13 protein-coding genes and 1 pseudogene are annotated in these 17361 nt (G+C 68.5%); 9 read left to right on the top strand and 5 right to left on the bottom strand.

Annotated elements, in window-relative coordinates:
* Window positions 1-47: 47 nt before the first annotated feature.
* Entirely contained in the window at window positions 48-1166 is a 1119-nt protein-coding gene (gene pstS / locus ASPU41_RS07060; protein WP_069950320.1) for a phosphate ABC transporter substrate-binding protein PstS, read from the bottom strand.
* A gap of 254 nt (window positions 1167-1420) precedes the next feature.
* Here pstS and ASPU41_RS07055 point away from each other — a divergent pair, with 254 nt between their 5' ends.
* The 7 genes and pseudogenes from ASPU41_RS07055 (at window position 1421) to ASPU41_RS07030 (ending at window position 8714) form a co-directional block, all read left to right on the top strand.
* On the top strand, window positions 1421-2548 hold the full coding sequence (locus ASPU41_RS07055) for an FUSC family protein (protein ID WP_069950319.1): 1128 nt from the start codon (window positions 1421-1423) through the stop codon (window positions 2546-2548).
* 47 nt (window positions 2549-2595) lie between these two features.
* Entirely contained in the window at window positions 2596-3969 is a 1374-nt protein-coding gene (gene radA / locus ASPU41_RS07050) for a DNA repair protein RadA (RefSeq protein ID WP_069950318.1), read from the top strand.
* A 135-nt stretch (window positions 3970-4104) separates the two neighbouring features.
* Window positions 4105-4389 carry an SHOCT domain-containing protein gene (locus tag ASPU41_RS07045; RefSeq protein WP_069950317.1) on the top strand — a complete coding sequence of 95 codons (285 nt, stop codon included), beginning with the start codon at window positions 4105-4107 and terminating at the stop codon, window positions 4387-4389.
* Complete coding sequence (locus tag ASPU41_RS23855; RefSeq protein WP_331712772.1) at window positions 4389-4982, top strand: multicopper oxidase domain-containing protein; 594 nt, start codon at window positions 4389-4391, stop codon at window positions 4980-4982. The genes ASPU41_RS07045 and ASPU41_RS23855 overlap by 1 nt, the downstream gene beginning before the upstream one ends.
* Window positions 4979-5896: a multicopper oxidase family protein gene (locus ASPU41_RS23850; RefSeq protein WP_331712771.1), complete on the top strand. Its 918-nt coding sequence runs from the start codon at window positions 4979-4981 to the stop codon at window positions 5894-5896. Before ASPU41_RS23855 ends, ASPU41_RS23850 begins: the two co-directional genes overlap by 4 nt.
* 127 nt (window positions 5897-6023) lie before the next feature.
* Window positions 6024-8073: pseudogene (locus tag ASPU41_RS07035) on the top strand (heavy metal translocating P-type ATPase).
* Between the two features lie 5 nt (window positions 8074-8078).
* Window positions 8079-8714 carry a class I SAM-dependent methyltransferase gene (locus tag ASPU41_RS07030; RefSeq protein WP_069952539.1) on the top strand — a complete coding sequence of 212 codons (636 nt, stop codon included), beginning with the start codon at window positions 8079-8081 and terminating at the stop codon, window positions 8712-8714.
* A 97-nt stretch (window positions 8715-8811) separates the two neighbouring features.
* Here ASPU41_RS07030 and ASPU41_RS07025 read toward each other — a convergent pair whose 3' ends face one another.
* Window positions 8812-10002 carry a fatty acid desaturase family protein gene (locus ASPU41_RS07025; RefSeq protein ID WP_197515786.1) on the bottom strand — a complete coding sequence of 397 codons (1191 nt, stop codon included), beginning with the start codon at window positions 10000-10002 and terminating at the stop codon, window positions 8812-8814.
* Window positions 10003-10013: 11 nt separating this feature from the next.
* The gene (locus tag ASPU41_RS07020; protein ID WP_069950316.1) at window positions 10014-11087 is read right to left on the bottom strand and encodes a ferredoxin reductase; all 1074 of its coding nucleotides are present in this window, start codon (window positions 11085-11087) and stop codon (window positions 10014-10016) included.
* A gap of 100 nt (window positions 11088-11187) precedes the next feature.
* Here ASPU41_RS07020 and ASPU41_RS07015 point away from each other — a divergent pair, with 100 nt between their 5' ends.
* Window positions 11188-12390, top strand: coding sequence for a PucR family transcriptional regulator (locus ASPU41_RS07015; protein WP_069952537.1), 1203 nt, complete (start codon window positions 11188-11190; stop codon window positions 12388-12390).
* Window positions 12391-12510: 120 nt separating this feature from the next.
* On the opposite strand, the gene ASPU41_RS07010 is transcribed toward ASPU41_RS07015, so the two are convergent.
* Both ASPU41_RS07010 and ASPU41_RS07005 read right to left on the bottom strand, forming a co-directional pair.
* Window positions 12511-13869 (bottom strand): GAF domain-containing serine/threonine-protein kinase, encoded by a 1359-nt coding sequence (locus tag ASPU41_RS07010; protein WP_069950315.1) that lies wholly within the window; start codon window positions 13867-13869, stop codon window positions 12511-12513.
* A gap of 203 nt (window positions 13870-14072) precedes the next feature.
* A complete protein-coding gene (locus ASPU41_RS07005; RefSeq protein ID WP_069950314.1) occupies window positions 14073-15686 on the bottom strand; it encodes a peptide chain release factor 3 in 1614 nt (537 codons plus the stop codon).
* 438 nt (window positions 15687-16124) lie between these two features.
* Here ASPU41_RS07005 and disA point away from each other — a divergent pair, with 438 nt between their 5' ends.
* Entirely contained in the window at window positions 16125-17201 is a 1077-nt protein-coding gene (gene disA / locus ASPU41_RS07000) for a DNA integrity scanning diadenylate cyclase DisA (RefSeq protein WP_069950313.1), read from the top strand.
* The last annotated feature ends 160 nt before the right edge of the window (window positions 17202-17361 follow it).

Here is a 17361-nt window from a genome sequence, read left to right as displayed (position 1 = left end):
CAGAATCAGGCTGGTGTTTCCACTATGCCTGCCAGCGCAAGGTATCCCTAGGACTTGACCTTGATGGATTCGATTGACTTCAGTGCCTTGTCCTGCAGGGTCTTGGACAGCGGGGCCGACTTTGCGGCCTCAGCAGCTGCGGTCTGACCGGCGTCCGAGACCACGTAGCTCTCGAAAGCCTTTACGAGGTCCACGGTCTTCTGGTCGGCGTAGGTGCTGCAGACGACGTGGAAGGAAACCAGGACAACCGGGTAGGCGCCCTCGATCTTGGTGGTGCGGTCCAGCTTGATCGACAGGTCGTTGGCGTTGCGGCCCTCGACCGGCTTGCCGGCGTCGACTGCCTTGGCGGCGGCCTCGGCGGAGATCTTCGTGAAGGTTTCGCCCACCTTGATCTGCGCGACGCCCAGCTTGCCGCTGACGGCGGAGTCGTCGGCGTAGGTCACGGCGCCCGGGGTGTCGGTGACGGTCTTGACCACGCCGGAGGTGCCCTTGGCGTTCTCGCCCTGGAGCGCAGCCGGCCAGACGCCGGAGGCCTTGTCCGTCCACGCCTCGGGGGCTGCAGCGGCCAGGTACTCGGTGAAGTTGGTCGTGGTGCCGGAGTCATCCGAGCGGTTGACCGGGGTCACCGCGAGGTCCGGGAGGGTGGCGTCCGGGTTCAGGGCGGCGATCGCGGGATCGTTCCAGGTGGCGATCTCGCCGCGGAAGATCTTGGCAACGGTGACGGCGTCGAGGTTCAGTTCCTTGACGTCGGGCAGGTTGAAGGCCACGGCGATCGGGGAGATGTAGACGGGGATGTTGAGGGCGCCGTCGGGACCACACTGGGTGGTGGAGCTGGCGTACTCCTCGTCCTTGAGGAAGGCGTCGGAGCCGCCGAACTGGGCCGAGCCGTCCAGGAGCGCCTTGCGGCCTGCACCGGAGCCGTCCGGGGAGTACTGCACCGTTGCGCCCTGGTTCGCGGAGGCGAAGTTGGTCTTCCACGCGTCCATGGCGGCGCCCTGTGCTGATGAACCGATGCCGGTCAGCGTGCCCGTGACCTGGGCGCCCGAGGCGGACGGCGCGGTCTGGGCCGTGTTGGTTGCGTTGTCCGAACCGCAAGCGGTCAGCGCGAGAGCGCCGGCTGAAATGACAGCGATAGCCGCGTTGCGGCCGAAGCGGAGTGCCTTCACTTAGATGTACCCCTTCCAGGGATTTTCTGTGCGTGTGCCGGACCGGAGAAGGCCGGGCAGGGATGCGTACGGTTTGTACCTCTATTGAAGGTAGGTGCCCCAGATGAAGAGAATTGCCGTCCAAGATGAACGGAGGGTTAACGACGCCGGGACATTGGCTGACATTCGCCGGGTCGCCATTGCGTAAGCTTCGTCACAGCCGTAGGCGTCCGCGTCGACGGTCCGCGGGTTCAACGGCCCATAGACTGGTGCGCATGGCCCCCGCTATTGGATTCTCCGCAAGCGCCCGTTTCCTCCGCGGTCGGGTCCGCACCGGCCTGGTCCGGAGCCGGAACTCCCTCCTGCCTGCCATCCAGATGACCGCCTGCGCCGTCGGCGCCTACGCGTTCGCCGAGTACGTCCTGGGCCACAGCGGCCCGCTCTTCGCTGCCACATCCTCCCTCATCGCCCTGGGCTTTTCCCGGGACCCCCGGCTGCGCCGCGTGATCGAGGTCGGCTTGGGCTGCACCATCGGCATCGTGGTCGGGGACCTGCTGCTGCACTGGCTGGGCCCCGGAATCTGGCAGGCCGCCGTTGTGCTGCTGTTCTCGATCCTGCTGGCACGTTTCCTGGACAGCGGCACGATTTTCACCACCCAGCTGGGGCTGCAGTCCCTGCTGGTGGTGCTTCTGCCGGCGCCGGCCGGGGGTCCGTTCACCCGCAGCATCGACGCGATCGTGGGCGGCGTGTTCGCCCTGCTGGTGACGGTCCTGATCCCGAAGGACCCGCGCCGGGAACCACGCAGCGATGTCAAGAAGCTCCTGCACGAGTTCGCCGAGGTGCTGCGCGAGTGCGCCTCCGCGCTGAGCTACAGCGACTCCACCCAGGCCTGGCACGCGCTCATCCGGGGGCGGAACTGCCAGCCGCTCGTTGATAGCATGCGGCAGTCCCTCCGGGCTTCCGGGGAGGTGGCGATGCTGGCGCCCGCCTACCGCCGGCACCGGGAGGAGCTGGACCAGATGGAGCAGGCGCTGGACTACATCGACCTGGCGCTGCGCAACAGCCGCGTCTTCGCCCGCCGGCTGACGAGCGCCATCAACCACGCGGCGTTGTCCGACGAGGCCACCCAGAACATCGCCGACGTCCTGCAGGACACGGCGGACGCCGTCGGCGAACTGTCGCTGGGCCTGGCGGAAGTGCACGACGGCGCCCGCCGCGCGCATCTGCGGACGGCGCGGGCGGACCTGCGGGATATCGCCGGCCGGCTGCATCCGCGGCTGCTGGACGTGCAGCGGCTGGAGGGCGAAACGGTGGTCATGCTGTTCCGGCCGCTGATGGTGGACCTGCTTGAGGCGGCCGGGGTCGATTCCCGGGAAGCCCGGGACATCCTGCCGCCGCTCTAGCCCTGCCGCGGCGCGTGGTTGTCGGCCGGCGCAGATAGTGTGGAGCGATGGCTACCAAGACTTCCCGGGCTTCCAAAGCGCCGGGCTACAAATGCGCCGAGTGCGGCTGGACCACGGCCAAGTGGGTGGGGCGCTGCGGCGAGTGCCAGGCGTGGGGCAGCGTCGAGGAGACCGGCGGCGCCGTGGCGCGCACGACGGCGGCCGCCGCCGTGCTGGAGCCGGCCCGCCGGATCTCGGAGGTGGACGCCACGTCCGCGGCCTTCCTGCCCACCGGCGTGGACGAACTGGACCGTGTGCTCGGCGGCGGGCTGGTTCCCGGCGCCGTGATCCTGCTGGCGGGCGAACCCGGCGTCGGCAAGTCCACGCTCCTGCTGGACGTCGCGGCCAAGTTTGCCCGCACCGCGCAGGACGTCCTCTACATCACCGGCGAGGAATCAGCCGCCCAGGTCAAGCTCCGCGCGGAGCGGATCGACGCCGTCGCCGAATCCCTCTACCTCTCCGCCGAAACGGACCTCGGCCAGGCCCTGGGCCAGGTGGAGAAGCTGGAGCCGCGCCTGCTGATCGTGGACTCCGTGCAGACGCTGAGCAGCGCCGACGTCGAAGGCAGCGCCGGCGGCGTCTCGCAGGTCCGCGAGGTCGCCGCTTCCCTGATCGCCGCGGCCAAACGCCGCAACATGACCACCCTGCTGGTGGGCCACGTGACCAAGGACGGCTCCATCGCCGGGCCCCGGCTGCTCGAGCACCTCGTGGACGTGGTGTGCCAGTTCGAAGGCGAGCGCCACTCCCGGCTGCGGCTGCTGCGGGCGGTCAAGAACCGTTACGGCCCCACCGACGACGTCGGCTGCTTCGACCTGAACGAGGACGGCATCGTGGGCCTGGCTGATCCGAGCGGATTGTTCGTTTCCCGGACCAAGGAACCCGTGTCCGGAACCTGCATCACGGTCACCCTGGAGGGGCGCCGGCCGCTGCTGGCGGAGGTGCAGTCGCTGCTGGCCGAAAGCGCCAATGCCCAGCCCCGTCGCGCCACCAGCGGGCTGGACAGTTCCCGGGTGGCGATGCTGCTGGCCGTCCTCCAGCAGCGGGCCGGCTGCCTGCTGAACAAGGATGATTCCTATGTGGCAACCGTGGGCGGAGTGAAACTCAGCGAGCCCGCCACAGACCTCGCCGTCGCGCTGGCCGTGGCATCGTCGAAGGCCAAGAAACCCCTGCCGCAGCGGCTGATCGCCTTCGGCGAGGTGGGCCTGGCCGGTGAGGTCCGCCCGGTGCCCGGCATCAACCAGCGAATCCAGGAAGCCCACCGGCTGGGGTTCACCCACGCCGTGGTGCCCGCGAGCCCGAACGGCCCGGGCCCGGTGCCGGCGGGCTTCTCCGTGCGGGAAGTCGGGCACCTGGCCGAGGCCCTGGACCTGCTGATCGGCTGAGCCCCCCGCTGCCGTCTCCTCCGGCCCGGCCCCTCTGCGGGCCGCGCGTGCCGAAACGCGACTTAGGACCCTAGCCACGCAACGGGATCCGGCGGAACATGGGACCAGGAAAGGTCACCGACGGAGGGATCAGCCATGATGGGATACTACGGGGACGGCTTCGGCTGGATGTGGCTCTGGGGCCTGCTGTTGCTGATCGGAATCGGTGTGCTGGTGCTGCTCACCGTCCGCCTCTTCGCCGGCGGCCGCGGCGGCCCCGCCCAGTCCGGACCCTACGGCCCGCCGCCCTACGGCCAGCAGGGGTATACTCCGGGCGGAAAAAGCCAGGCGCGGCGGATCCTCGATGAACGCTTCGCGCGGGGCGAGCTCACCGCGGACCAGTACCGCGAAAACCTGAAAGTACTCGGCGAGGAGCCGTAGTGCGTCCGGTCAGCAGACGCGACGCACTGCTGTTGGGCGGCCTGGGCACGGCGGCCACAGTGGCGGGCGGCGCCGGGCTGTGGTGGTCCCTGGCTTCCGCGCAGCAGCCGCCCGGCGGCGCAGCACCCGGACAGGGCGGCGGCGCAGCGCCCGTACAGGTCGGCGGCGAGCTGCGCAGCCCGCCGGAACTTCGCAGCACGGACGGCAGGCTGCAACTCACCCTCGAGGCGGCCCGCACACGGGTGGAGCTTGGCGGCCGCACGGCCAGCCCGCTCTGTTACAACGGCACCCTCCCGGGCCCCACGCTCTTCCTGCGGCCGGGCGATGAGCTCGCCGTCAGGCTCGTGAACAACCTCGACGAACCGACGAATCTGCACGTCCATGGCTTGCACGTGAGCCCGCAGGCCAACGGCGACAACGTGTTCACCAGGGTCCGGCCGGGAGCAGGGTTCGACTACAGCTACCGGCTCCCCGCGGACCACCCGCCGGGTGTGTACTGGTACCACCCGCATCACCACGGCATGGTCGCGCGGCAGATCTTCGGCGGACTCTTCGGGCAATCATCGTCGAGGATCCGAAAGCCATCCCCGTGAGCAGGGAACGGGTTCTGATGGTCTCGGACACCACCCTGGACAGCAGCGGGAACATCTCCGCCGTGTCGCCGATGGAGCGCATGGCGGGCCGGGAAGGTGAACTGCTGCTGCTCAACGGGCAAAGCAGCCCGCTCATTACAGCCCGCCCGGGTGATCGGGAACGGTGGCGGATCATCAACGCCTGCGCCGCCCGCTTTCTCCGGCTCCGGCTCGACGGGCAGAAACTGCAGCTGGTCGGGATGGATTCGGGGCGCTCCGCCGATCCCGAAGCGGTGGACGAAATCCTGCTGGCGCCGGGCAACCGGGCGGACGTGCTGGTGACTGCCGCAGCCGGGGAATCCGTGCTGCAGGCCCTTCCCTATGACCGCGGCGCCATGCCGGGAATGATGGGGCGCGGTCCGGTGTTCGCACGCGGGACGGCGGCGCTGGCGACCTTTCGGGCGGAGGGCGAATCGTCGACCCCGCCCGGTGCCGTGACGGCCCGGCCGGCCCAGGAGGACCTCCGCACTGCAGCCGTGGCCGCGCGCCGGCAGCTGGTCCTGGACATGGGCGCGGGGGCCGGAGGCATGGGCGGCGGGATGGGCGCCATGATGCGGTTCACCATCAACGGCCGTGAATTCAGCGAGGCGCGCACGGACACGATCGTCGCGGCCGGTACCGTCGAGGAATGGACGCTGGTCAATACCAGCCCCATGGACCATCCCTTCCACCTGCATGTGTGGCCGATGCAGCTTATTGAGGACAACGGCCGGGCACTGGACTCCGTGGTCATGCGGGATGTCGTGAACGTACGGGCGAACGGGCGCGCCAAAGTCAGGATCGCGTTCCGCGACTTCAGCGGACGCTCGGTCTACCACTGCCACATCCTCGATCACGAGGATCTGGGCATGATGGGCGTGATCGAGGTCCGCTGAGCTGCGGGATATCTTGCCAAGCATACCCCCTAGGGGTATGTTGAAGCTGGATCCGAGCATCGATGAATCTCCCCAGGAGCGCGTCATGGAACACCGGCACAGCAGCCAGGCCGTCGGCGGCCGGCAAATGGGCCACCCGCACGAGGAGCCCCGGCAGGACGACGAGCACCTCGTTCACAGCCGCGGCCAGCATGCCGGGCACAGCGTGGCGATGTTCAAGAACAGGTTCTGGCTGACCCTCGCCCTGGCCGTCCCGGTGGTCTTCTTCAGCCCCATGATCGGGCACCTGCTCGGCTACCAGGCGCCGGTCTTTCCCGGCTCCGCGTGGATTCCGCCGGTGCTGGGCACAGTCATCTTCTTCTACGGCGGCCAGCCGTTCCTCAAGGGCGGCCTGAATGAGCTCAAAACCCGCAAACCGGGGATGATGCTGCTGATCGCCATGGCCATCACGGTCGCCTTCGCCGCCTCGTGGGTGACCACCCTCGGGATCGGCGGCTTCGACCTGGACTTCTGGTGGGAACTGGCCCTGCTCGTTGACATCATGCTGCTGGGGCACTGGATCGAGATGCGTGCCCTCGGCTCGGCCCAGGGCGCCCTGGATGCCCTCGCGGCGCTGCTGCCGGACGAGGCCGAGCGCATCACCGAGTCCGGAACCGAGATCGTCAGGGTATCCGAGCTCAGGAGCGGCGACACGATCCTGGTCCGTTCCGGCGGGCGGATGCCGGCAGATGGAACCGTGACCGAGGGGCAGGCCGAATTCGACGAATCGATGATCACCGGCGAGTCCAAAACCGTCCTCCGCTCCCCCGGTGACCCCGTGGTCGCCGGCACCATCGCCACGGACAACAGCCTCCGCGTTCAGGTCACGGCCATCGGCGAGGACACCGCCCTCGCCGGGATCCAGCGGCTCGTGGCCGAGGCCCAGGCTTCCTCCTCGCGGGCCCAGGCACTCGCGGACCGCGCCGCGGCCTTCCTGTTCTACTTCGCCGCCGGAGCCGGCGTCATCACCTTTATCGTCTGGACACTGTTGGGAAGTGTGCCCGACGCCGTCACCCGCACCGTCACGGTGCTGGTGATCGCCTGCCCCCACGCGCTTGGCCTGGCCATCCCCCCTGGTCATCGCGATCTCGACGGAGCGGGCGGCGCGGGCCGGCGTGCTGATCAAGAACCGGATGGCGCTCGAGCGGATGCGGACGGTTGACGTGGTGCTGTTCGACAAGACGGGGACCCTGACCAGGGGAGAGCCGGAACTGAAGGGCATTGCCGTCGTCGAAGGGACGGACCGGAACCAGCTGCTCGCCCTGGCCGCGGGGGCGGAGTCGGACAGCGAGCACCCGCTGGCCCGCGCGATCGTGGCGGCCGCCCGCGGGCGCGGCCTCACCGTCGCGCAGGCAAGCGATTTCACTTCAATGACCGGCCGGGGAGTCCGCGCGACGATCGGCGGCAGGACGGTCCGCGTCGGCGGGCCGGCGATGCTGAGGGAACTGCAGGCAGCGGAACCCCCGGAACTGGCCGGCACCACCGCAGCCTGGCGGGACCGCGGTGCCGCCGTGCTCCACGTGGTGGACGGCACCACCGTGCTGGGCGCCGTGAGCCTTGAGGACGCGGTGCGCCCGGAATCCCGGCAGGCCGTCGCGGCCCTGCAGCGCCGCGGGATCAAGGTGGCCATGATCACCGGCGACGCCCGGCAGGTGGCTCAGGCCGTGGCCGCCGAGCTGAACATTGACGAGGTCTTCGCCGAGGTTCTGCCGGCGGACAAGGACAAGAAGGTCGCCGAACTCCAGTCCCGCGGGCTCAGGGTGGCCATGGTGGGCGACGGCGTGAACGACTCCCCCGCCCTGGCCCGGGCCGAGGTGGGGATCGCGATCGGCGGCGGGACCGACGTCGCGGTGGAGTCCGCCGGTGTGGTCCTGGCCGGGAACGACCCCCGGGCGGTGCTGTCCATGGTGGACCTGTCCCGGGCAAGTTACCGGAAGATGTGGCAGAACCTCGTCTGGGCCACGGGCTACAACGTCGTGGCGGTGCCGCTGGCTGCCGGCGTGCTGGCCTTCGCCGGGGTGGTCCTCTCTCCGGCCGCCGGCGCAGTGCTGATGTCCGCCTCTACGATCGTCGTGGCCCTCAACGCGCAGCTGCTGCGGGGCCTGAAACTGAATCCCGCCGATGTCGGCGTAAAGTGACCCCCATGCCGGAGACCAACCCCCGCCACCCGTCCTTCGGGCAATCGTTCGCCCGCATGGGTCCGCGGATGGACGCCCGCGGGGCCGCGGACCACCGCCGTCGCCTCCTGGAAGTGGCCTACGGCGCCGTCGTCGAAATCGGGGCGGGCTACGGGGCCACCTTCCCGTTCTACCCTTCCGCAGTGACGGGCGTGCTGGCCCTCGAACCGGACCCCACGCTCCGTGAGCTGGCGCAGGCCGCCGCCCGGACGGCACCGGTGCCTGTCACCGTGGTGAACGGCGTGGCGGAATCGCTGCCGGCGGCGGACGCTTCGGTCGACGTCGTGGTCTCCAGCCTGGTGCTGTGCAGCGTGGCGGACCAGTCCGTTGCCTTGGCCGAGGTGGTCCGGGTCCTGCGGCCGGGCGGCCTGTTGCTGTTCTACGAGCACGTCCGCTCGGCACACCGGGTGCTGGGGGCGGTCGAGGACCTGGTCACGCCACTGTGGAGCCGGGTGGCGGGCGGCTGCCACCCGAACCGTGACACCGTTGCCGTGGTCGCCGGGGCGGGCCTCACCGTTCAGGGACTGGAGCGCTTCGGCTTTTCGGTCCTCCCGGGCAACCCGCGGCTGGCGCACGTTCTGGGGGCCGCGGGCAAACCCTGAGCGCCCGTGACGTTCCCGCCCGGGCACGCAAAGGGGCGCCTGCCGCGATGGCAGACGCCCCGAACGTCAATCATTTAGGCCGGTTGAGCCCCGGCACTTAGGCCTTCTTGGGCGGCAGCGCCAGCTTGAAGACCTTGGCCCAGGTGGAGCCGACCTGCTTCCAGATCGGGCCGGTGGTGTACGGCAGGCCATAACGCTTGCAGATTTCCTGCACCTTCGGCGCCACCTCGGCGTAGCGGTTGGACGGAATGTCCGGGAAGAGGTGGTGCTCGATCTGGTGCGACAGGTTGCCGGTCATCAGGTGCATGAACTTGGACCCTGAGATGTTCGCGGAGCCGATCATCTGCCGGACATACCAGTCACCCCGGGTCTCACCCTCCACCATTTCCTCGGTGAAGGTGTCCGTGCCCTCGGGGAAGTGGCCGCAGAAGATCACAGCGTGCGCCCAGACGTTGCGGACCGCGTTGGCGGTCAGGGTGCCGTACAGCGCCTGCTTGCCGGATCCGGTCAGCATGGCCACGGCAGGAGTGGCGGCGTAGTCCTTGGTGAACTGCGTGAGCGCCTTGCGGCCGAGGGCCTTGAGGTCCTTGGTGAGGGCTTCCTTGGACTTCTTGCCCTCTTTGTAGTCGTTCAGCTCGAGATCGTAGATCGCGATGCCCCATTCGAAAACCGGGGCCAGCAGGGCGTTGTAGAGCGGGTTGCCCAGGTTGAAGGGCTTCCATTCCTGGTCCGCGTCCATCCGCAGCAGGTTGTACCCGACGTCGTTGTCCTTGCCCACGACGTTGGTCCAGCGGTGGTGCAGGTCGTTGTGGGTGTGCTGCCAGGCGCGCGCCGGGGTGACGAAGTCCCACTCCCAGGTGGTGGAGTGGATGTCCGGGTCGCGCATCCAGTCCCACTGGCCGTGCAGGATGTTGTGCCCGAGCTCCATGTTTTCCAGGATCTTGGCGAAGCTGAGCAGTGTGGTGCCGGCAACCCAGGCGGCCTTGTGCTTGCTGACCAGCAGCGTGGCGCGGCCGGAGATCTCCAGTCCGCGCTGGATCTTGATCATCCGGCGGATATAGGCGGCATCGGACGCGCCGCGCTTGGCCAGGATCTCGTCCTTGATGGTGTCGAGCTCGCGGCCCAGTTCGGCGATCTGCTCGTCGGAGAGATGCGCGGCAGCCGGCGGCCGGACCGTCGGGCTGCCGGACTCGGCGAGGGCGCCGGGCCGCCTCTTCACGGCAGGGGCCGCGTTGGCGCCCTGGGGAGCGTCCTCGGAAAGGTCAGGCTTGTCGGAAACAATCGTCATGCGGGTACTCCTCAGAGGTCGAGGTTAACGGGCCCGGCGGCTGCCGAGACACACGTCTGGATTAGTTGGCCGGGCTCGCCATGGACTTCGTCCGTGCGCAGGTCACGGACCTGGCCGGCCCGGAGGGGGATGAGGCAGCTGTGGCAGATGCCCATCCGGCAACCGCTGGGCATCAGCACGCCGGCATCCTCGCCGACGTCGAGCAGCGGGGTATCGCCGTCGGCTTCGACTTCGCGGTCCGACGCTTCGAAGGTGACCAGACCGCCGTCGTGCCCTGCGCCGCCGGCCAGCTTGGTGCTGAAGCGTTCGATGGTGAGGGTGGTCTCCGGGGCGGACTCCGCGGTTGCGGTCTCCGCCTCCCAAAGGGCCTCGGCGTCGTCCAGGAAGCCTTCCGGGCCGCAGGCGTACGCGGCCCGCTGGCGCCAGTCCGGGCAAAGCTCTTCCAGCCCGGCAACGGAGCTGAAGTCAAGCCGCCCGCGTTCCCCGGTGAACCAGTGGATGACACGGAAGTTGGGAAACTGGTCAGCGAGTTCGGCCAGTTCCTCGCGGAAGATGGCATCCGCGGGGGTCCTGGCGGTGTGAATGAGCACGACGTCGGAGTCCGGGCGGTGCGGGACCAGCGTGCGGATCATCGACATGACCGGGGTGATGCCGCTGCCCGCGGTGAGCATCAGCAGTGGCCGCGGGTGTTCCGGGAGGATGAAGTCCCCCTGCGGCGGCGCCAGGAACAGCACGTCGCCGGGCTTGGTGTTGCGCACGAGCGTTCCGGAGACGGCACCCATGTCACTGACGGTGATGGCAGGGTCCTTGCCGGCGGGCGCGCTGAGCGAGTATGACCGCCAGTGGCGGACACCGTCGAGCTCGACGCCAATACGGGCCCACTGGCCGGCAAGGTGTGCTTGCCAGCCGCGGCCGGGACGGAAGAAAATGGTGGCGGAATCGGCCGTTTCTGGAACCACCCGGGTAACCACGCCGCGCAACTGGCGGGCGGAAAACACAGGATTGAACAGCGACAGAATGTCTTCTGGAGCTAGTGGGGTGGTCAGTAGAGATGCGGCGCGCGCCAGCTTACGGAGCCGGATCATTCATCAATCTTATGTCAGACAGGGCCATACTTCTTCATCCAAGGCATACGATCGACTCAAAGAAACTATCTCCCCGCAACAACTTTTGGGAACGGACCTTATGAATGCTTCCCCGGTCGGCGCCTCCGCCTCCCCCGCCTACGACCCTCCGTGGCTGGCCCTGCCGCGCGAGGTCAGCGACATGCTCCGGCCGATGATGCCCGGCATTGTCGAGGCAATCATCGCCGCGGTGCCGCAGCTCGTGCCTGCCTACGCCCGGCCGATCGAGGGCCGCTTCGGGCGGGGGCTGCGCCGGGGAGTGGCCGCCGCACTGGACCGCTTCCTGCAGCTGCCGGGAACCCGCCTGCCCGCGTTGTCGGAGGAGAGCCGGCAACTGGTGGCGGGGCTGGGCAGCGGCGAATTCCGGCAGGGCCGGAGCATGGATGCGCTGCTGAGCGCCTACCGGATGGGCGCCCGCGTCACTTTCCGCGAGATGTCCAGGGTGTCCGTGGAACACCACCTCGGCCAGAGTGTCGTGGTGGACCTGGGCGAATCGATCCTTGCCTACATCGACGAGCTCTCCGCCGTCAGCGCCGAGGCGTATGCCTTTGAACAGTCGGAACGGGCCGGCGCGGTGGACCGGCGGCGCACCGAACTGCTGGACCTGCTCCTGCTGGGACAGGCGGATGAGGCGGCCTTGCGCCAGACGGCCGCGATGGCGGACTGGTCCCTGCCGCAGCGGATGGTGGTGGTGACGCTGCCGGTGGACCGGTCCGCGGGGCTGCGGCTCCGGCTGGGCCCGGGGACGCTGGTCATCGAACGCGAGACCGACGCCGTCGCCCTGGTCCCGGCCCGGAAGTCAAAGTCCGCACGGGCGGACCTGGAAAAGGCGCTGCTGGGCCGCGGGGCGGCCGTGGGTCCGGCCGGAGGCTGGGAAAAGGTCCCCGATTCGCTGCGCCTGGCAGTGCTTGCGGCCTCGGTGCTGCCGCCCCGCGAAGGTCCGGAGGACCCGCCGATCTGGGCCGATGACCACCTGGCCGAGGTGATCCTCGGCGCGGCGCCCTCCGCCATCGCGGAACTGGCCAACCGCCGGCTGGCGCCGCTGGAGGGGCTTCGGCCGGCCCAGCGCGAGCGGCTCGCGGAGACGCTGCTGTCCTGGCTGCGGCACTGGGGCCAGCGGGCGCCCGTGGCGGCGGAGCTCGGCATCCACCCGCAGACCGTGGGCTACCGGGCGGCGCAGCTGCGCGAACTGTTCGGCGACGCCCTGGAGGACCCCAAGGCCCGGTTCGAACTGGAACTGGCGCTCCACGCCGGCAGGCGTTAGACAGCGCAGGCGTTAGACAGCGCAGGCGCTAAACAGCGCAGGCGCTAAACAGCGCAGGCGTTGAATGGCGCAGGCGCTAAACAGCGCAGGCGTTGAATGGCGCCGGCGGCCCGGCCCCGGCTAACCGGCGATGGCTCCCCGGCTCTGCAGCCGCATCTCAAGGTCGTTCATCACGATCGCGGCCAGGTCCTCCAGGGTCCGGGTGTCCTCGGCGCTGAACTCCCGGGGCTCCCGGTCAAGGATGCAAAAAGTGCCCAGGTTGTAGCCGTCGGGTGTGCGCAGCGGGACGCCGGCATAGAACTGCAGGCCGAACTCGCCCGCCACCAGCGGGTTCGTGAGGGTGCGCGGGTCGCTGGTGGCATCCTCAACGACCCAGGCGTCGTCCTGCAGGATCGCGGAGGCGCACAGTCCCGGGTCCCGCCCGATCTGGGTGACATCGGTGCCGTGATGGGCCTTGAACCAGATCCGGTCATGGTCCACCACGCTGACGATCGCCACCGGTACCGAGAACATCCGGGCCGCGAGCCCTGCGATCCGGTCGAAGGCGCCGTCGGCCGGGGTGTCGAGGATCCGGTAGCGTTCCACCGCGCGCATCCGGCCTTCCTCGTCGACGGTGTTGGGAGCCTCTTCCAGGCGGTGGCGGGCTGCCCCGTTGATGATTTCCTGGCGCAGTGCCAGCGAGACTTCCCGGGCCGCCGGGCGCTCCGCCGGGTCGCGGGCGAGCATGGAGGACAGCAGCGCCGTCCACAGGGGAGCCAGCTCTTCGGGGATGTCCGGGTCGTGGAGCAGCCGCGCGACGGCGGACTGGACGGGCGCGCCGGGGTAGGCCATCTTTCCGGTCAGCCCTTCGAGCAGCACCAGGCCAAGGGAATACACATCGCTCAGCGGCCCGGCGGGTTCGCCGGCAGCCTGCTCCGGGCTCAGGTAGGCGGGGGTCCCGGAGGTCCCGCCGTCCTCCGACGCCGGGCTGTTGCCCGTCATGATGGCAACACCAAAGTCGCTGAGCTTGGCCCGGGGGCGCCGGTCATCGTTGCTGTAGTCCACCAGCAGGATATTGGCCGGCTTCACGTCGCGGTGGACGATGCCGTGGTGGTGGATGTAGGAGAGTCCGTCCGCCAGGTCGTGGCCGATCACCGCCATGTGCGCCGAGGACAGCGGCCCCTGGGCGGCGCGGTGCCGCAGGTCGGGCCCGCGGACCAGTTCCATCACGAGGTAGCGCAGGGACCCCTCCGGGTCACTCAGGTCAGCACCGGCGTCGAACAGTGTCACGAGGGAGTGGTGGCTCATCCCGGCGAGGATGCGGATTTCCTGTCCCTGCCGGCGGGTGTGCTCGAGATCGTCCGCGTCGTCGCGGAAAAGCTTGACGGCCACTTCGCGCTGCAGGAGTTCGTCGCGGGCCCGGTACACGGTGGACTGGCTGCCCCTGCCAATGACGCCCTGGATCAGGTAGCGCCCGCTCAGCAGGAAGCCTGTTTTCATGCCGAGTTTTCTGTAGTGGTCAGTCAAGGAGTGTTCGTTGTCCCTTGGGTGCGGGGCCCGCCGATGAAATCGGGCGGATCATTCCAAAAAGCCGGAACCGTCCGGCGCCCGCAAAATAGCAAGGCTACTTATGATACCGCGGGAACGGGATCCGGCAAGACCTCCGGAGGATCAATTCCTGCCCGCCGCAGGGCTGTTGGCCGCTATTTTGCGGGATTGTGCGTGCCGATGGGCAAAAGGGTCAGGTCCGGGTGGTTCTTCTCGATCCGGCGCAGGGCCCACACATCATTGAACAGGGCGAGATATGCGCCATCTGAGCGCAGCAGCACCTCGGCGCCGGGCACGTTGGCCAGTGCCGGCATGGCGTCCGCGGTCGAAATCCGGGCAATCGAATAGGGCAGGCGCTCCAGGCGCATTGGAGCGCTGAAATCGTGCGCCATACGGTCCTCCACCACTTCGAACTGCATGGGGCCGACGGCTGCCAGAACCGGGGCCTGGTCGCCGCGGACGTCCGAGCGGAGCACCTGGATGACTCCCTCGTGCTCGAGCTGTTCGATGCCGCGGCGAAACTGCTTGAAACGGCTGGGGTCTTTGGAGCGCGCCACCTGGAAATGCTCCGGCGCGAAGAGCGGAATGGCGGGGAACTCCACCGGCTGTTCGAGGAAGAGGCTGTCGCCCACCCGCAGCGAGGACGCGTTGACCAGGCCCACGACATCCCCGGGGAAGGCTTCGTCAATGACCTCGCGTTCGCGGCCAAAGACCTGCTGGGCGTACTTGGTGGCGAACGACTTGCCGGTCCGGCCCTGCGTGACCACCATGCCGCGTTCGAAAATGCCGGAGCAGACCCGGATGAAGGCGACGTGGTCCCGGTGGGCCTTGTTCATGCCGGCCTGGACCTTGAAGACGAAGCCGGCGAAGGGCGCGTCGACGGGCCGGGCGGCGCCGTCGACGTCGGGGCGCGGTGCGGCCGGCGGGGCGAAGTCCACGAGGGCGTCGAGGATCTCCTTGACGCCGAAATTCAACGCGGCGGAGCTGAAGAGGATCGGGGTGGCCTTGCCGGCGTGGAAGGCCTCAACGTCGAACTCAAGGTTGGACTCGATGACCAACCCGGCCTCGTCGACCGCGTTGGACCAGTCGTCCCCCTGGCTGGCTGCGGCCTGCTCCGGGCTGAAGTACTCGGTGAGGGCGATCTTGGCGCCGGCGTTGTTGCGAGTGAACTGGGCGAAACGGTCATTGCGCAGGTCCCAGACGCCGCGGAAGTCACCGGAGATGCCAACGGCCCAGGTCAGCGGCATCGGCTGGAGGCCGGTGCGCTCGGTGATTTCGTCCATGAGGGCCAGTGCGTCGAGGCCGGGCCGGTCCCACTTGTTGATCACGGTGATGATCGGCAGGTTGCGCTGCTTGCAGACCTCGAAGAGCTTCATGGTCTGGGTTTCCAGGCCCTTGGCGGCGTCCACGAGCATCACGGCGCAGTCGACGGCGGCCAGCACCCGGTAGGTGTCCTCGGAGAAGTCCGCGTGGCCGGGGGTGTCCAGCAGGTTGATCACGGTGTCCCGGTAGGAGAACTGCAGGGCCGCGGAGCTGATCGAGATGCCGCGGTCCTTTTCCATCTGCATCCAGTCCGAGATGGTTTCCTTGCGGTTGGCCTTGCCGCTGGAGGCACCTGCGGTGCCGATCACCTTCGCGTGCAGCGCGAGCGCCTCGGTCAGGGTGGACTTGCCGGCGTCAGGGTGTGAAATGACCGCAAAAGTCCGACGCCGGGCCGCCTGCTCGTGAATCTCCTGGACTCGGGCGGGGCTAAGGACTTCTTGGGACACGGTGCTACTTTCGCTGCGGCGTTGAATGGTTGCGGTCCCGGGCCTGCGGGAATCAGGCTGGCCCGGCGGGATCACTGCTTGTTCTGCTGGGGGGTTCTGCGTGATTGCTGGGGCCGCGGCGACGGGCAGCCGACGGTACACCCAAGGCTTCAAGTTTATCGCAGTCCGCGCCGCCGCCGCGATGCGGGCGCAAAGCCGCTGCGCAGCGGGAGCTCCGCCGGCCAAAAGTACGGTCCCGGAGCGGAGCCCGAGGGGGCATTCCACGGACGTTCCCGCGGGCGTCCCGATGGGCCACTTTGGGGCTTGTCCGTGCGGAAGTTGACCTGCTTTACCTCTACTATGGTGAGAACGGGGAACCGAGTACTTTTGATCCTGCCGGGAACCACTGGAAACCGGCGCACCTGCAGGCCGATGCCTGCACCTTTGAAGGGAAAATCTATGGCTCGGAGCCCTGAAGATTCACTCAAGGCGACCCTGGGCCGAGTGGCACCGGGCACCGCGCTCCGCGACGGCCTGGAGCGCATCCTCCGCGGGCGGACCGGCGCCTTGATCGTGCTGGGCATCGACCGGACCATCGAATCCATCTGCTCCGGCGGCTTCGACATCGGCATCGACTTCTCCCCCACCCGCCTCCGGGAACTAGCCAAAATGGACGGTGCCATCATCTGCGACAAGGATGCCAGCAACATCCTGCGCGCGGCCGTTCAGCTGGTTCCGGATTCCAGCATCGAGACGCAGGAGTCCGGCACCCGGCACCGGACCGCGGAGCGTGTTGCCATCCAGACCGGCGTCCCGGTTATCTCGGTCAGCCAGTCCATGCAGATCATCGCCCTCTACGTGAACGGGCTGCGGCACGTCCTGGAGGGCTCGGAGAAGGTCCTGGCCCGGGCCAACCAGGCTCTGGCGACCTTGGAGCGCTACCGCTCCCGGCTGGACCAGGTCACCAGTTCCCTCTCGGCCCTGGAAATCGAGGCCATGGTGACGGTCCGCGATGTTGCGGTGACCCTGCAGCGCCAGGAAATGGTCCGCAGGATCTCGGAAGAGATCTCACAGTACGTGCTGGAACTCGGCGAGGACGGACGGCTGCTCTCCCTCCAGCTGGACGAGCTGACCGTGGGCCGCGGGCCCGGCAGCGATGTGATCATCCGCGACTACTCGGGCCCGGACACTTCCGCCGAGGACATCGATAAGGCCGTGAAGGCGCTCGTGACCCTTGGCCCCACCGAGCTGATCGACCTGGGCAAGATCGCCGGGATCGTGGGCTTCGCCGGCGGCGAGGCCAACCTCGACGCCGTCGTGCAGCCGCGCGGCTACCGGCTGCTGTCCGGACTGAAGGCCGTCCCGAAGGCCGTCGCCGACCGCCTGGTGGACCACTTCGGCGGGCTGCAGTTTCTGATGGCGGCCACGATCGATGACCTCATGACGGTGGACGGCATCGGCGACCAGCGCGCCCGGACGGTCCGCGAAGGCCTGAGCCGGATGGCCGAGGCAAGCCTGCTGGACCGTTTCCTCTGACCCCCGCCGGTCTGACCCCTCCATTAACCCCGTCGAGTGCTCCGCAACCGCCCTTTTGAGCCCTCAAAACGGCTGTGGAGTCTCATGACTTAATGGACACTTCTGTCTCAAGTCATCGTGGACAGTGTGTCTCAGGACATCGTGGACACTCGATGGCGTT

The organism is Arthrobacter sp. U41 (genome assembly GCF_001750145.1).
Taxonomy (GTDB): Bacteria; Actinomycetota; Actinomycetes; order Actinomycetales; family Micrococcaceae; genus Arthrobacter.
The sequence above is the reverse complement of the archived record's forward strand: the minus strand, read 5'-3'. Positions and strand labels throughout refer to the sequence as shown.

Coding starts and splice junctions, on each gene's coding strand:
- ASPU41_RS07055 (WP_069950319.1), top strand. CDS start 1,421: ATGGCCCCCGCTATTGGATTCTCCGCAAGCGCCCGTTTCCTCCGCGGT.
- radA (WP_069950318.1), top strand. CDS start 2,596: ATGGCTACCAAGACTTCCCGGGCTTCCAAAGCGCCGGGCTACAAATGC.
- ASPU41_RS07045 (WP_069950317.1), top strand. CDS start 4,105: ATGATGGGATACTACGGGGACGGCTTCGGCTGGATGTGGCTCTGGGGC.
- ASPU41_RS07030 (WP_069952539.1), top strand. CDS start 8,079: ATGCCGGAGACCAACCCCCGCCACCCGTCCTTCGGGCAATCGTTCGCC.
- ASPU41_RS07025 (WP_197515786.1), bottom strand. CDS start 10,002: ATGACGATTGTTTCCGACAAGCCTGACCTTTCCGAGGACGCTCCCCAG.
- ASPU41_RS07020 (WP_069950316.1), bottom strand. CDS start 11,087: ATGATCCGGCTCCGTAAGCTGGCGCGCGCCGCATCTCTACTGACCACC.
- ASPU41_RS07015 (WP_069952537.1), top strand. CDS start 11,188: ATGAATGCTTCCCCGGTCGGCGCCTCCGCCTCCCCCGCCTACGACCCT.
- ASPU41_RS07010 (WP_069950315.1), bottom strand. CDS start 13,869: ATGAAAACAGGCTTCCTGCTGAGCGGGCGCTACCTGATCCAGGGCGTC.
- disA (WP_069950313.1), top strand. CDS start 16,125: ATGGCTCGGAGCCCTGAAGATTCACTCAAGGCGACCCTGGGCCGAGTG.